The 15,799-nt window shown below is 65.6% G+C and carries 11 protein-coding genes; 7 read left to right on the top strand and 4 right to left on the bottom strand.

From position 1 onward, the window contains the following. Positions 1-166: 166 nt before the first annotated feature. Together COUCH_RS26355 and COUCH_RS26360 are read left to right on the top strand one after the other, a co-directional pair. Positions 167-826: a hypothetical protein gene (locus COUCH_RS26355; protein WP_249607890.1), complete on the top strand. Its 660-nt coding sequence runs from the start codon at positions 167-169 to the stop codon at positions 824-826. 18 nt (positions 827-844) lie between these two features. After that, the gene (locus tag COUCH_RS26360) at positions 845-1,276 is read left to right on the top strand and encodes a hypothetical protein (RefSeq protein ID WP_249607891.1); all 432 of its coding nucleotides are present in this window, start codon (positions 845-847) and stop codon (positions 1,274-1,276) included. Positions 1,277-4,182: 2,906 nt separating this feature from the next. Here the strand turns inward: COUCH_RS26360 and COUCH_RS26365 are convergent. Beyond that, a complete protein-coding gene (locus COUCH_RS26365) occupies positions 4,183-8,082 on the bottom strand; it encodes a hypothetical protein (protein WP_249607892.1) in 3,900 nt (1,299 codons plus the stop codon). A gap of 545 nt (positions 8,083-8,627) precedes the next feature. On the opposite strand from COUCH_RS26365, the gene COUCH_RS26370 reads away from it, so the two are divergent. From COUCH_RS26370 to COUCH_RS26380, 3 genes are all read left to right on the top strand, one after another. Continuing rightward, entirely contained in the window at positions 8,628-10,178 is a 1,551-nt protein-coding gene (locus tag COUCH_RS26370; RefSeq protein ID WP_249607893.1) for a hypothetical protein, read from the top strand. A 96-nt stretch (positions 10,179-10,274) separates the two neighbouring features. Then, positions 10,275-10,547, top strand: coding sequence for a hypothetical protein (locus COUCH_RS26375; protein ID WP_249607894.1), 273 nt, complete (start codon positions 10,275-10,277; stop codon positions 10,545-10,547). A 374-nt stretch (positions 10,548-10,921) separates the two neighbouring features. Next, positions 10,922-11,842: a hypothetical protein gene (locus tag COUCH_RS26380; protein WP_249607895.1), complete on the top strand. Its 921-nt coding sequence runs from the start codon at positions 10,922-10,924 to the stop codon at positions 11,840-11,842. A 312-nt stretch (positions 11,843-12,154) separates the two neighbouring features. Here COUCH_RS26380 and COUCH_RS26385 read toward each other — a convergent pair whose 3' ends face one another. Continuing rightward, positions 12,155-12,793, bottom strand: coding sequence for a hypothetical protein (locus COUCH_RS26385; RefSeq protein ID WP_249607896.1), 639 nt, complete (start codon positions 12,791-12,793; stop codon positions 12,155-12,157). Further along, the gene (locus tag COUCH_RS26390) at positions 12,790-12,978 is read right to left on the bottom strand and encodes a hypothetical protein (RefSeq protein ID WP_249607897.1); all 189 of its coding nucleotides are present in this window, start codon (positions 12,976-12,978) and stop codon (positions 12,790-12,792) included. Before COUCH_RS26390 ends, COUCH_RS26385 begins: the two co-directional genes overlap by 4 nt. A 227-nt stretch (positions 12,979-13,205) precedes the next feature. Between COUCH_RS26390 and COUCH_RS26395 the strand changes: the two genes are divergently transcribed. Then, positions 13,206-14,039, top strand: a complete 834-nt coding sequence (locus COUCH_RS26395; protein ID WP_249607867.1) for an IS5 family transposase — start codon at positions 13,206-13,208, stop codon at positions 14,037-14,039. A 418-nt stretch (positions 14,040-14,457) separates the two neighbouring features. Here the strand turns inward: COUCH_RS26395 and COUCH_RS26400 are convergent, their stop codons facing one another. Next, entirely contained in the window at positions 14,458-14,919 is a 462-nt protein-coding gene (locus tag COUCH_RS26400; protein ID WP_249607898.1) for a zinc ribbon domain-containing protein, read from the bottom strand. Positions 14,920-15,158: 239 nt separating this feature from the next. Between COUCH_RS26400 and COUCH_RS26405 the strand changes: the two genes are divergently transcribed. Continuing rightward, the gene (locus COUCH_RS26405; RefSeq protein ID WP_249607899.1) at positions 15,159-15,539 is read left to right on the top strand and encodes a hypothetical protein; all 381 of its coding nucleotides are present in this window, start codon (positions 15,159-15,161) and stop codon (positions 15,537-15,539) included. Positions 15,540-15,799 lie beyond the last annotated feature (260 nt).

Below are 15,799 nucleotides of genomic sequence, written 5' to 3' on the forward strand. Positions count from 1 at the left end.
TCTCTTCCCCTCTATCCGTTGTTCGAGCCGCCCTGGCGGGTGTGCTCGCGATCTGTCATGTCTGGAGACGACCGCGATGCCGCGTCGACGACCACGCTCACTACGCGCCGGGCTACGCGCCACCCGCTACGGCACCCCCACCTTGTTCTATCTGGGGATCGCCGCGGTGACCCCACTGACGGTGATCAACGGCGGGCAATCACTCGGGTTCGGGCAGGTGCAGCAGTTGGGCACGGCGGTCAGCTACAGCATCGCCGCGGTGCTGCTGGCGGTGTTCGCCGTCGGGCTGGCGGCGATGGCTCGGCATGTACCGAACTCCGGTGCGTTCTACTCCTACGCCGCGGCCGGCCTCGGCAAACCGATGGGCGCCGCGACCGCGGCGGTGGCGTTGGTGGCGTACAACGCGATGCACATCGGCCTGTACGGGGCGTTCGGCGTCGCCGCTGCCACTGCCCTCAAGCAGTTCGGGATGTATGGCGGGTGGAGTCTGTGGGCGGTGGCCGGCTGGGCGGCCATCACGGTCCTGGGGCAGCTGCGGGTCCGCACCAACGCCGCGATCCTGGCGATCCTGATCGCCGCGGAGCTGCTGTTGGTGATAGTGCTGGACGCGGTCATGTTGGCCCACCCCCACGACGCCGTCGTCCGCATCGACGCGTTGAACCCTGGTCTGCTGGCGAACGCCGCCGGTATCGCGTTCCTCGTCGGCTCGGTCACCGGCCTGGTCGGCTTCGAGATCCCCCTGGCGTTTGCGCCCCTGGCGCTGGACCCGCGGCGGACCGTGCGCCGGGCGATCACCTGGATCCTGCTGGTCGTCGTGATCCTGTAGACGGGGTCGGGGTGGGCGATGACCGTGACTGCCGGCCCGGACAACATCATCACCATCGCCGGGCAACACCTGACCGACTTGTTCTTCTACCTTCCGTCCGCCCACGTGCCCACGGTGGTGCTGAAAGCCGGGGCGGTGTTGTACGCGACCAGCCTCTTCTTGGCCATGCTCGCCTTTCACCTCACCGTCGCCCGCTACACCCTCACCATCGCCCGCGAAGGGGTACTGCCGCAGTGGCTGGCAATCACCCGCGCCGACGAGGTCGCCGCCACCGCATCCCTGCTGCAGTCCGTGCTGGCCTTCACCACACGCATTCAGTTTGCAGCCTCCCCTGCGGTCAGCCGTCGCACCGGCGCACGACTGCTGCCGACAGCCACAGCACCATGCCGCGTGTCGCGTGTCGCGTGTCGCGTAAGATTTTCCAATTCTGAAACTGTTGGAGACGCATGAAATCAACTCACGCAGCTTGCTTGGCCCTAGGGGCGGCAATTGGACTACTGCTCGCCAGGGCTATCCATCGGCTCAAAGTGGCAAAGCCGAATGGCTCCATCCCTCTTCGCATCAACACACATGATACTAACGCAACCACTCCCCAGTCAGCTGCATTGTCGTCCGATGATTTATTGCAGGACGAAAAATCAGTAACCGACGGTGGATCGTCCCGGCGAACGGCATTTTCGATCTTAGCTATATCGGTGCTCGCCACGTTTGGAACGGCAACTTTCGGCTTGTGTCAGTACCAACAATTCGCAGATTCCTATTCATCGCCCAAGCCGCCTGATTCGATCGCCCATATGGCACTTTTATTTGAAGAGCCGGGATCTCGGGTTCGAGCCATGCTATACGCTAGCCCCTCTGGCGCCTTCACCTTACGAGTGGTGTCGGAGGGGCCCAAAGGCGGAAACTTTCTTTTGATCTATGCTGGCCCTCCGGGGACGCTGGGCTACCGGGGTGCGCAGCGCCTACCTGTGCCAGGCGCCGATTCGTCGCTTGACCCACCCGATGGGTCCCTTCATCCACTCAACGTCCAGGCAATCTATAATCGGGATGGAAGTCGGCTAGCTGTAGCGATGCGTTATCCCAGCGGGTCTACTCGACTCTTCCACCGCCAGAACCGTTCAGAAATTCCAAGTACATACTCGTTTCAGCATATTGATTTTGAAAAGAACTCAATAAGTTCCGCGATCGTAGGGGCCATGCTGCCTAAGGAATCGTCTTCGAGCATCGAAACCGTAATATATGGAAGACTTCCTAGCTTTACACGCGACCTCGCCGGGAAGTCGGCCGGTCGTTTGCCGACAGTAGACGGGCCGACGGCAGTCAGGGAGTCTAATGGTACGTTTCGCGGCTACGTTAGCCACGATATCGGCAAGCTAACCGTTGGGAAGACTAACTTCTATCCAGCAGCGAGCATGAAGGTTGAATCTATAGTCGACTACAATAAGACATACTATTCGGAGTCGCACGGCGCGGGCCCAGCGCAGTTCTCGGACGGTGCCGCCTTCCCGCTTCCCGAAAACCTGCAGGTCAAGAGGTCCCACCCTGCAACCAGTGATGACAGCGAGCTTCGATGGTCTCAGTCGAATACTTCTAATGTGTCATGGTTGGTTGAAGACCAGAACGAACAGGACAAGTCCAACTACCACCTATTCGTTGCAGGGCTCTTGTTTGGTGCCGCTTTCGGTTTCTTGGCGATGGTCATTGAGCGGGTTGGAGAACTTCTCACCTTCAGCCGCCGGAGTAGACGACGGCGCAGGCATTAGACCCGACATCAGAACTGGTTATTGGTGCATCCAACGGCGTGTGGCGCGCATGCATGACTCCCACGTATCGACAGTCCGTGTGCACGGATCTGCCGCCGAGCGTGTGCGCCGGCCAAGAGAGCGGCTAAGCGATGTGACACCGGCGCTGGCGACCCGATACGCGCTCGAGCCGAACTCCTTGCGCGCGGCCACGCCATGAGCGCGCCTCAAGCCCGAGCACGAAACGTTCGTTTGCTGGAGCCGCCCCATCGTGGATCACCCCAGAGGTCGAGGCGGAACGCCAAAGGACGGTTGAAGGTTGGCATCTTCAACAAACTGATGGAAGCACGCGCCCGGGCGCGATGGAAGTTCTCGGCAAGCTGGTCGCTGACGAGGATGCTCCAGCATCGGTCCCGAGCCGACATCGGCAAGTTCATCTTCGAGCAGTTCCAGGGCAGAGCCACCGCATAGGTCAAGGGTCGACGGCAGGCTGGAGCAGACCCCAGGGTCCTGGCCGGTGCCATCGTGCTCGACGACGGACAGCCAGATAGGCATCTCTGTACACCGACGCCATCGAGTACGCCGACGACGAGCGTGAGGCCAACCGGGAGCATGACGAGTTCGAGTGAGAGTCGGCCCGGACACCCACACCCAGGGACCGGGCAGCTTTCGCATGCTTAATACATCTCAGTGATTCTGACGAGTGGCTGCGGTTGGCAGCGGTCGTGTACGCTCTCGTCCGCAGCGCACTACCTGAGAAGGGACCTGATCCGAAAGGCCAAGGGAGGCCAACGGATCAACCGGCGAGATCGGAAACCTAAAGTAGCACCAGAGCAAGACCAGGGACCTGCTCCGATCAGGAGCCGTCTCTGATGTGAGCCCCACGCTTCGCCGGTGGCGCGGACTCAGCGAGCACCAGTCAGTTGTTGAGACTGGTCGAGCTGAGCCGTGCCTATGCACCTCACTCGACCTCTACATCTTGAGAGGTAGACCTGTGGGGATTGAGGACCCTGCAATCTGGATCGCGGTTGGCGGTGTGGTTAGTTCGGCCGCCGGTTTTGCTTGCAAAGTCCGGCTTGAGAAGATCCGCGCGAAGAGTCGCAAAGAGAATCTTGACCGAGCACTCCGAGGTGTTAAACCCGCCGACCGTCCGAAAATCATCGAAGCGATGGTCCGGTATGAGCGTCCAGCCTTCGAAGCTGCGCCAATCACTGATTCGGTCACAGAGATTGCCTCGTCCGTTGTGCAGAGGGCGCGCGGTGCGATTGAGGGGAAGGCGAGTTAGACAGGCGACCGACGTTTGTGTAGCGAGAGGCGATCATTTTAGGTAAGCGCCTCTCGTCACGCATGTCGAAGCAGATGGGTCGGCAAGTAACCGGAATCGGCAACCTCTTGAGGGCAGCGATTCCGGCATTCCTGTGCACTGATCTGCCGCCGATAAGGTGCGCACGTGGTGTCTAACCGCGGGCACGCGGTGGTACCAGTACTCCGCTCCCCGCCGCTTTCCGCACAGTCGTTAGGCATCTAAGAATGCGAGCCACACTTCAGGACGGCCCGATCCGGCCGCCCTGGTCGAGACACCCGGTGGACGCCGTCCACCGCGACGCCTGAGGCTTACGCCTCGGCTTCTCGCCGGTCGGCCTCCAGATCACATTCTATCTGCTGTTGCAATACGGCCTGAAGCTCCCGGTACAGCTGTCGGACCGATTCAGGTAGCTTCGCGTCCTGCGATAACGCCTGTGCCCGGCCGAGGTTGTCGACGTTTTGTTGAGCCGGCGTTCCGGGAGTGCGAGACGATCCGAACGGTATCCCGGACGTGAGGAGGGCGGCGCGCACGCCGTCGTGAACCTCAGTAGGGTGGCGGGCGAGAGCCTCGATGATCTCGGCGACGAGTGAAGGGCTGTCCAGCACGAAGTTGTCGCAGTGGGCCAGAGATTCAGCCATGAAGGTCAACTCGTCGGTCGTGCCTTGGGCCGCGACAGTGGAGATCGCCGTTGAGCCGCCGGTGGTCGGCGGGGTCCCGGCGATGACGGGCCAGATTCGTGCCCACTGGAAGCGCTGCAGGTCAGTAGAGCCGCAGGCCCGGCGGATCCAGTCGATGAGCGCGTCAGGGTGGTCGGCGAAGGCCCGATCGAATCCCCAGCCGGGCTGGATCGCCAGTCCGCCGCCAGCTTCGGCGCGGGCTGCGAGTCGATCGATAACCTCGGCGGGCAGGACGTTAGCCAACGCGACGAGGAGGAGCCGATTCATCGGAAACAGCTTGGGCTGCACGGCAAGGACAGACAGGATTGCGCGGCGCTCGCCGTCGGTCATCGTGGTGACCCAGCCCACGGGGTCCCGCATCGTGGCGATGGTCGTCGCGGAGGCGACCGCGTCGGGGTGCGTGGACGCGGCGGCAACAAGCATCGGGGCATTGCCGATGGGATCGGTGCGAAGAAGGGCGCCCGCGCTGGCCAACGCTTTCTGGCTGACTATGGGATCCGGATGCGTCGTGGCTGCGGTGATGATGGCCGCCGCGTTCGCGGCTGCGGTTGCCCATTCGGGCCGGGTGAAACCGTGAAGGGCGCCGATGGCGAGGCTCGCTCTGCCGGCGACGGCGGTCTCTAGCGCTGCGAGAAAGCCGGCTTGATCGGTCTGAAGGAGGGCGTCGAGGACCTCGGCGACTGCAAGGTCGAGCGGGCTTTCGGGCGCGGCCACGATGGCCTGGAACAACGCGCTCGTCTGGTCGGGACGAGCTGCGATCACGGTGCGCACGAATGGCTCCAGCCCGGGGGCGGGTTCGGTGCGCACTTCGGCGATCGCGCGGAGGCGTTCGGCGATGGTGTGAACGATGCTGTCAGGCTCCGCGAGGTCCTTCCAAAGCAGCTCCGCGACGTGGCGGCGGGCCTGCTCCCGCTCTCTGGTGAACTCCTGGTAGCGCGAAAGCGCGGCCTGTCCGGAGTCAGCCCCGCCCGTCGATTCGCCGGTCTCGGCGTCCGCTGGGTCGGGAGTCAGGACGACCCGGTCGTGATCTCCGCTGACGAGCAGATCCGTGAGGAGGTCCTCCTCGTGGGCGTCGAGCACCGCGATCAGTGTCTTGCACGCGTCCTTGACGGCGGGAGACGCAGCGAGTGTGGCGTGCCAAGACACGGCGGTGCGGATCTCGCTGCGCACGAGCGGTTCGGCGGTGGCGTCGGCCGCAGCGGTCAGAGCCGCCACCGTCTCCAGGTCGTCGTCCTCCCACGCTATGACGGTCTCCGTCGGCACCTGACGTCCAAAGTAGCCGACCGGCTCGCTCAGCGCCTCGCCCAGAAGGCGGACCGCGGCGACCGCCCGGCGTACATCGGCACCGGCGATGATCGGGCCGAGGAGCCCGCGGATGCGGTCCCGCAGAGGCCGGACGTGCCCTGGGTCGACGGTGAAAGCCTGGAAGCCGATCGCGTTCAGCTGCCACTGCTGCTCGAAACCGGTCTTGGATAACAAGGGCTCAACCACGAACAACGGCGTACGGATCGTTCCGACAGGGTCGGACTGGCCCAGCCAGACGGTAAGCCGGTCGAGCAGGGCGCCGGCGGTGTCGAGGGCGCCGGGCTTGTTGAGCCGAACCAGATTCTCCAGGACGCGGACGGGGTGGTGTGGTTGCTGGTGCGGTGGGCGGCTGTCGGCGCGCGCAAGATCCCACAGCAGGTCGAACACCGTGGCTAGGAGGTTGTGGTCTGCCGTTGCGCAGATTCCGGCCAGCCGGGCGCAGCGATGGCGGACGTCGTCGTGGTCCAACCAGCCACCAGGGCTGGGCGGCCCGGGCGTCGCGATGACGTCGTGCAGGAGTGCCAGCACTCTGCTGCTCTGGGCTGCGGCGGTAGTCGGTAGTGCCTCCAGCGCCGCGTACCGCTGGTGATTGTCCGCCGCGAGAAGCCAGGCTCGGAAATCTATCCAGATCGGGTTGAAAGCGTCCGGCGGTGTTGTGGTGCCTTCGAGTTTGGCCGTATTGCGCAGCCGCCAGTCCAGGCCGGCCAGGCTTGCCACGAGGGCGAGTCGATGGCCGGGGAACGCCTGCCAGAGCTGCTCGGCGAACCCGCCGTCCACGCCCCCGACGACAGCTTCCCGGGCCAATACCTCGTCGGCGAGCAGGTCCGGCACAACGGTGATCGTGCCGTCCCGATCGAGCAGCACCCCGTGCTCCGTCAGGGCCTGGATCATGTGCAGGAGGTCTCCGCGATCCATGCCGAGGAACTGCGCCAACGCGTCGAGCACCGGTAGGTCGTTGCGGGGGACCCAGGTCAGCGCGGCGATCGTCGCGACGAGTTTGCGAGTCTGCTCGGCGGTGCCGGTGGTGACTCCGGCCAGGATGACCTGGCCGTAGCGGGCCATGACCTCGCGCCGCAGCGTCTTGTCTAAGGTCGGAGCGGTGAAAAGCTCACGTCGCCGGATCATCGCGATCGCGATAACCGCGATGGCCGGCGTCGCGCGCGCAGTCTGCGCGAGTTGTTCGGCGAACTCGGCGGTCAGGGTCACGTCGTCGGCCTGCAAAGCTTGCACCAGGTCGCGGGCGGCGGCGGCGGTCAGCGGGGCCAAGGAGTGGACCATAAGGTCGGCTAGGTCGAACTGGGCCGCCACGATGGCCTGCTCGCCCAGCTCCGTGGCGAAAGACCGCATCGTGATCACGATCCGCACGCCGTCGGTGCGGCGGGCGTACTGCAGCAGCACGGCTAGCCCCGCCGGGTCACGGTGGGCGTCCTCTACGAGAAGGATCGTCGGGCCGATCGGCAATTCGGCCAAAGCGCCGAAGTCCAGGACGTGGCCGTCGGCGCGAACCAGGACTGGGATGGGTTTCAGGTTCTCTTGAACCTGCTGCAGTGCCTCGAAGATCAGCCGTGTCTTGCCGCGTCCGGCCGGGCCGTCAACGAGCAGAATCTTGGGGCCGGCCGGGTCGGTGAGGGCGGTGACGATCGCGGTGACTTCTTCGGCGCGGCCGGCCAACCCCGCCCGGTGGTGGAACCGGGCGCTGGGATCCAGCAACGGTGCGAAGTAGTCGTCGAGCAGCAGGAACGCGTCGGTGCTGGCAATCGGCAGGAACTGCTGGCGGAACTGCCGGCCAAAGTGGGTGTCCAGCAGCATCCGCTGGTCTTGGACGAGCAGTGACCGCACACGATCGCCGAGGTCGGCCTGATCCCAAATCTCCCAACCCGGTTGCTTGGTGATCAAGGACCGCGCCCTTGCGCTTGCGATGCGGGAGTACACGATTACGTTCTTGTCCGCGGTGTCTCCCGCGTCCGCCACGTCCTTGACCATCTTGTCGATGTGAACCTGGGTGAGGGTTTTCTGGTCCTTGCACTGCCAGTTCGCGCGGGTTCCGTCAGAAAACACACCGCGGTGATCGACTCCATCTTGGCCTTGACCGGTCGTTCCGTTCCTCGCCGACGACACCAGCCGCGGGTTCGCGCCCGGTACCCGCTCCATCCGCTTGAGCAAGTCTCCGAGGAATTCCTCGAGCGCGTACCCGCCCATGCCAGGAGTCGGCAGTACGTCGCTCATCCTCACCACCGTCCTTGGGGGCACGTCGGCATCGACGGCCCGCTCATAATACGCGATCCGTAACTTAGGGTGAGCGACGTGCCTTGCTGCCCGCCTACAGACAGGCCGGACACTTATGAGGACGGGCACCGTGATGGTTGCTACCAGCGATTTGACCTCAGGGCGGAGCGCGCCGACCTCTTGCGCCTTGGGCCGGCTCAGGACGCGACCGCACTCCCCTAGCTCGCGCCACGCTCGAAGACAGCATGCCTATCGGGCGCAACTTGCAGAAGCCTTGACCACACTGGCCGAATCCGTGTCCGACGCTGGGGATCGTCCGCAGGCAGCCCTAGACAGCTATGGTCGCTAGACAAGGCGAACAGGGGCGGGAAGACGGCCTGGCTCGCCTCGGTTCTTGTCGGTCCTACCTCCTAGAATTCACGTCGGCAGAAGGCCCCCGAATGACGGCCGGGAGCCCTGCCAAAAAAGTTCCAAGATTTTTTGCCGGTACCCCGCTCTGACGGCCTGGAGGAGTAGGAGAACCACTCCAGACACGAAGGAGCACCATGAACGACAACGAGACGGCCTCCGCAGAGAGCCCCGATTCGCTCACCCCGCCGGCCGGCAAAGGGATTCCTTTGGCCCGCGCGTTCCAGCGAGCGGCGGCCGGGAGCCCGAACAGGGCAGGTGCCCCGCTCGCGGCTCTGTTCCCCCAGGCCGCCGCGTTGACCTCGGCCATGCCCCATGTCGTGGTGTCACCGGCCAAGGTCGTGGTGGTCCGGCGCCGTCAGCAGGTGATGTCTCGCAGCGCGGTCTTCCGGGCGCATCAGCGGCTGATCGACCGCAGGCTCACCCGCAGCGCCCGCGAGGCCGCCGGACGAGCCCGACGCGCGCCGAGCCGCGAGTCGCGCCTTCGCGGCGCCTTCATGGCCGGTTGGGCGGGAACACCTGAGGGCAGGCAGTCCTTCCTGGACGAGATAGCGCCCTCGCTGAAGGTCCTGAACCAGATCACGGACATGATCCGCCCCCTCGCCTGGCTCGAGGAGTTGCAGGAGACGCTTCAGAGTCTGGTCCGCCCGCTCGATGCTCTGTTCGAGGAGGTGCAGCAGGCGCTCCAGAGCCTCGTATGGGCCCCGATGTTCAAGGCGCTGCGTCGCATCCAGGAGCAGATCGCCACGGCCGCCTGGCCGGTGTTCAGCATCACCCAGCGCATCCGGGACGCCGTGACCAGCAGCGCGAGCTGGCTCACGGGCGCGTTCCGGCACCCGCGGGAATGGGCTTCGGGCTTCATGACCTACCAGGCAAAGCTGCGGCAGCAGGTCAGCTCGATGATCGACTCCTGGAGCTGGAAGCTGCCCGGCTTCACTGAGGTCATCCGGCCGATCACAGAGGGCTTCGCGACGATCCTCCGTGACATCAGGTGGCCTGAATTCAGGTTCCCTGACTGGTCGGCGGTGACCGAGGCGCTCTTCAAGCTGGCGGTCCGCGCGGTCTTCTGGGCGGCCGTCCGGGTTCGCAGGGCGATCCTCCGGGAGGAGAACAGCGAGGAGATCGTCCGGGAGTTCATGCTCGAGTTCCTGGATCTTTTCCCGAAGGGCCAGCCGCACATCGAGGCTGCGAAGGAGGCCCTGCTTGAAGACGCGTGGTTGAAGGCGGAGCCGGAGAACGTGAAGACGGTGCTGCTCAAGCGGATCAGGGAGCTCCACCGCAATCACCGCCTGATCGGCGACACCGAGCTCGGGTACCGCCGCCTCGTGTCCCTGCACACGCCGTTGGGCCAAGCCGATAGCGACGCGGTCCTCACCTTGGCGGAGGCGCTGGCCGACCCGCGCTCGGTCGAGGACCTCGTGCTCAGCTTGCCCGAGTTCCGCGACCCGCGCATCGACCGTGTCCTCGACAAGCTCAAGCCCGGCGAGCGGGAAGTCGCTGACCTTTACGCAGTTCACGACGGAATGACCTGGGATCTGGCCGCCGCGGCGGCCGGGCAGCCGCCGGCCTTCGGCGAGCGTGTCCGCAGGAAGTTGGACAGGTTGGGGAAAGACTTCACCAGCCGACAGGCCGGCGGGCTCCGGATTCCCACCACGACGAGGCCGCGGACCAGGCCAGCGTTCGGCTGAGCTCGTCCCGGCTGCGGCGGATGCAGCCGCTTGCGACCCGCGAGCGGTCCCGAGCGGCTTCCCCAGACTTTTTCGCTCGTTCTCCGGAGGTTCTCCATGCCCGCGAATGCGGACGGCTCCTGCACGCCCAAAAGCCGCAACACGGCCCTCAAGGACCAGGCCAATTGCAGCCCCAACCGCAAGATCAAGGTTGCCGCCGGCAGCGGCTTCGGAACGCTGCTCGCCTCCTCGCTGACGCAGGTTCTCGGCTTGGTGCCGCCCGGCCTTGAGACCAAGTTCCACGGAGGCCTCGCCTTGGTTGCCTTGACCGGCCTGCTCTACTTGGCGCTGCCCCGCAAGGCCAAGATCACCCTTGAGTGGGAACGGTGATCGCAGACCGTTATGGGTTTCGAAATCTCGGCTCGCACTCAGGTAATACGGGAAGTTCCGGCAGGCCACGGTGTTGCGGGGCGGGATCCGCCGGCCGCCGGAGTCGAGGTGCGGTCGTGCTCGGCGTCGCGATCCTTGTCGTCCTCGTCGCCACGATCGCGGCCGCGGCCGGTCGGGGTGGACTACGCGCGGATCAGCGAAGTAGCGGTACAGCAAGGTCTCAGGATGCCGGTCTTCGCGCCGATCGCACCGACTCGTGATCGGCTACGCGCAGGCAACTGTTCGGACCTGCCCCGACCCGTCACCTGGCCAATCGGATCCCGCCCCACTTGGCGACCTCCGTTTGTGTCACACCCTCGCTACATAATGCGAAGGTGACCGACCTCGACTCTGATCCGTCGCTCTCCCGCCTCCCGGCATATCTACTCCGCTACCCCAACCCCTGGGGGTTGGAGCACCGCCGAGAGAAGGGACTCAAACAACTGCGGTCCGTGGTGGACCGCTGCCGTTTCGGCTACATCGGACTCCGGCTCGACGAGCTGCTGGAGATTGTCCGCCGGCTCGATGAGCAACCCGTCGGTACCGCAACAATGCTGGTAGACGACCTCGTAGACCGGATCGGTGCCATGACGACCGGCGAGGTCGAGCAGCTGGTCGGCGTGCTGCTCGACCTGCACCGGCGAGAGATGCCGGGCTGGTGTCGCCTGCATCTCGATCGCGGCCTGCAACGTCTGCTGTTCCAGCTGCACGTCCCGAAGGCCCACGATCTCGCATACGAGTGCGCCTGCAGCGAGCGATCCCACCGGCGCTGGGCCGCGTACAAGTTCTATGGCGAGCACGGGCTCGACGAACAAGCACGCTGTCTGCTGGCCGACCAGGTAGCCGCGGGGACGCTCGAGGAGCCGTCGAACGCGGCCTACTCGTTCTACCCCGGGGCCCTGATCGCCCGGGACAGGTCGCTGGTCAACCGGCTCGGCCTGACGGCTGTCCTCGCGATCGCTCCCACGACACAGCACCGTAAGGAAGCGATCGAGGCCGCGATGACCGAACTTGCGCCGACGGACATCGCCGCCATCTGCGTGGACTACCCCCAGGAACTGGTCTGGGCGGTTCGCTCCCAAGACCGCACCGACTACCTGCCGATCATCATGGACATGGTCGACGACTACCGCGACGACCCATATCTGCTTCACCGCGTGGTCGAATGCATCACCCGGATCGGCCGGCCCGACGAACTCGACTACGCGGTGCACGTCGCCTCAATGATCCTCGAATCCTCCCCGGCGGCAGGGTAGCGGCCTGTTCCTGATACGGCTCGGCTGCTCGTCAAACGTCAGTCGGGCACCGGGAGCTCGTGAACACGCCCTCGCATACTGCCTGTCACGAGCGCCGGGCGGGTCAACGCCCGATCATCTCGTGGACCGGCGGCGAAAGCGCGGCAGCGGTGCCGATACCGGCGGTCCAGGCGGTGCTCTGCGCGGCCAGCATCCCGGCGGTCACCGCTGCACCCGCGGCGACCGCCACCGTGGTGGGCGCGGTGAGTCGGGCGTCGGGGTGGCGCTGATAATTCGGGCGGGCTCCTTCCGAGTCGTCCCGGCGTGCTGAAGTCAGAGGGACATATATAAGCGCAGCGCTGGACGCTGTGCCGGGCCAGCGAAAACCGGCGGGGCGAGATCATTCGAAGAAGCGCTCGGCCTGGCGACGGATCCTGTCGAGGCGCTTGGAATGGCGCTGTGGTTGCGGTAGCCCATGCTCTCGGCGACCTCGGTCAGCGAGGTGACGCCGCTCTGCAGCAGGACGACGACGGTACGGTCGCCCTGGTCGAGCAGCGCGAGGAAGTCGCCGCAGAGATTGCCTCCCACGACCTCGTTCTCCGGGCCGTGCACCGGGATGGTGTCGGTCAATTCGACGAACCGGACCTTCACTCTCGAGCGTTTGCGGTACAGCTTGCGCTCGAAGTCCTCACGCGCCCCGGTCCACTCGGCGGAAGAGTCGTCCTCGTAGCGGTGCGCGCGGACGGCCTCGAGGATGCCGCGCAGCCGCCCGTCGACGTCCGCCGTCTCGATCGTCGAGTCCAGCACCTCAGCGGCGCCTTGCTCGCCGCGCCAGATGTCACCGCACTTTCGCGGGCTAGCCGTCACCGCTCCTGCAAGAACCGACCCGTCCTGCAGCCGCACCGGTTGCGTCGCGACGCCTTTGTCGGTCTCCGGGAAGTCGCGCAGGATCTCCTGGATGACCTCGGTCACCGGCGGAGCCAGAAGTCGAGGTTGTGCGCGAGCAGCCGGATCGGGTCGTCGGTGATGAATCCGCCGATCGGCGACTTGTACTGCGGCATCAGGTAACGCCACACGGTGCCCGCCCAGGCCCGTGACAACCGGGCGTGGAAGTCGGCCGGCAGCTCCTCCTCGATGTCGCCGACCTGGGTCAGCAACGGCCAGTCTCCCGAGCGCAGCAGCGGAAGGCCGCGCCGTCCCAGAGCGGCCCGCGGCAACAGGTGGAACAGGAGCGCGTACTCGTAGTACCGGCTAGCGGCCTACGGAACGAACACCACGTTGACGTCGCCCCGGTCGGCCACCCGGTTAAGTGAGTGTTTGAGAAGTTCTCATGTAGACGGTGTGGCGGCGTGATCATGATGGCTGGCTCGGGCAGGGTGTCGCGGTGTCATCGCGCCGTGGGTACCCGTCCGACCTGACCGACGCCCAGTGGGACCTCGTCAAAGGCCTCCTTCCTGAGCCCAGCGGCGACGGACGGCCCGAGAAACATCCACGCCGCGAGATCGTCAACGCGATCCTCTACCTGGTGCGGTCGGGCTGTCCGTGGCGGTATCTGCCAGCGGACCTGCCGCCTTGGCAGACGGTGTACTGGTATTTCGTCCGGTGGGAGGAGGCCGGGGTGACGGAGAGCCTGCTGACCGTGTTGCGGGTCAAGGCCCGGGTGGCGCAGGGCCGCGCTGCGGAGCCCTCGGCCGGGGTGCTGGACTCGCAGAGCGTCAAGGGCGCCGACACCGTCGGACGCGACTCGCGTGGCTACGACGCCGGCAAGAAGATCAACGGCAGGAAACGGTTCATCGTCACCGACACCGCCGGGCTGCTGATCACCGCCTGCGTCCTGGCCGCCTCGTGGCAGGACCGCGACGGCGGCAAGACCGCCCTGCTCGGTCTCTATCTGACCAGCCCGGTCCGGCACGTCTTCGCCGATTCCGGGTTCGCCGGCCGGTTCGTCGACTGGGCCGCCGACCGGCTGCGAACCACCGTGGAGATCGTGCGAAAACCCGCTGACCAGCGCGGCTTCGCGGTGCAACCGCGCCGCTGGGTCGTCGAACGAACTCTGGCCTGGCTCACCGCCCACCGCCGCCTGGCCCGTGACTACGAACGCGACCCCGCCGTCTCCGAAGCCCTCATCCGCTGGGCAGCCATCAACGGCATGCTCCGCCGGATCACCCGCGGACACCCATCACGACGCCAATCCCGCCGCGCCCTGACCCGCATCTGACCCCATCTCAAACACTCACTAAGAGAGTCCGGCGGCTCGTCCTCGCCGAACACGCGACGGCGGAACTGCGAGCGTGCGCGGCGCTCGGCGGGAAGCGATCACCCGCTGTGACGTAGTCCGCGGAAATTCCGGCGATCAACTCTGATAACCCCGCGTCGGTACGCGCAACGAGCAGAACGATTTCGTCGCCGGGCCACGCGCTGCCGACGGCCCTCCGCTGACCTGGCCCCTTGCGCCTTGGCCGGTCCCGGACGCGACTGCACTCCCCTGGCTCGCGACGCCTTCGGAGACCGCGACGGACTGGCCTACTATTGGCGCATGCGCACTCAGAGTGCGCATCAGTGCGGACCGTGGGGGTTCAAGTCCCCCCTCGGACACGTTAATTCCACACGAGCCGTGAGGTCTCCTCACGTCATCGCTAGTCCCCGCCCTTCTGGGCGGGGATTTCTGCTTGTAAGGCGGCGGGCAGGTGCGCTGCCGTGAGCGCAATGCTGGCGGTGTCGGTCTCGACGATCCGGCCATCGTGATCACCGACCAGGATCATGCCGTGCCGGCGCAGTTCCTCGCCGACTGCTCGCGGTCTCCCCTGCCGCAGCCGCGGATAGGCTCGGACGAGCGCGGGATTGCTCTGCAGCGCCTGGATCAGCTGATCCTCGCGGCAGTAGAGGATCCGCGGCCGGCCTCGATCGACGGATTGAGCGCTGTTACGGCCATGCCGACAGCGGTACCCGGCACGGCCGTGCATCCAGTGCGCATCCAGAGCGCGCCCGCAGATACCGCAGAACACCAATCCGCTCAGCGCATAGCGCCGCACGGTGCCGTCGACCGGTACCGGCGCCGTGTGGATTCGTTGAACGGCGACGAAGTCGGCCTCGCTCACCAAGGTGGCGCCGCCATCACGCTCAGCGCAATTCGTTCGACCAAACACTTCAGCGAAGAAGCATGCAGCCGATACTACGCAGCGTGGCTGCCTGGATTCTTTCCGTAATTGGACGTGGTTAGAACCATTACCCAGCTGCTCGACGGCCCCGCTGTCGCCACCCCGTACCCGAAAGGGCTGCCTTGAAGACTCGCACTAGCCTCGCCGCCGGCATTGCCGCCGCCGCCACCATCACCGCGATGGCAGTCAGCTCATCCGCGCTGGCCTCCTCCCCGAACGGTCCTTCTGCCCATGTGGCCGTCACGGCCGTGAACGAGGAGCCGGGCACGACGGAGCCGGTCTACAAGGTCCCCCACAAGCCCACCATCACCGGTAAGGCGAAGGTCGGCGCGACCCTGACCGCACACATCTCCGGCCTGCCGAAGGGTGCGAAGGTGAAGTACCAGTGGGGTGAGAGCTTCGGGCAGTCCGGCGGCCCCATCGGCGGGCCTACCACCAAGAAGACCCTGAAGGTCACCAAGAGCATGCGAGGCGGGAACATCATGGTCTTCGTGACCGTGAGCGTGCCCGGGTACGCGGACGGCACGGCGGTCAGCGCTCCGACCGGCAAGGTCAAGTAACCTGACCGGCTCCCGCGTCCCTTCAGGGTCGACGCGCGTTCGCTGACTTCTGGCGATCCGTCGTAGCCAGAAACACTGACGGCGCTCTTGATCAAGGGCGCCGTCAGTGTTCTCAACTGCTCATACATACCGCGCCAGCGACCACGCTCAAGTCCACGCTGTGAATGCGTACGGCCTGGCCGCCGCCGGAGTCCCCGCTGACGCGGATGTCCAGCCGACGATCTCAACGACGTCGACGTCTACGTACCTCAGCGGTCGCG

Origin of the sequence: Couchioplanes caeruleus (assembly GCF_023499255.1) — a bacterium.
Classification (GTDB): domain Bacteria; phylum Actinomycetota; class Actinomycetes; order Mycobacteriales; family Micromonosporaceae; genus Actinoplanes; species Actinoplanes caeruleus_A.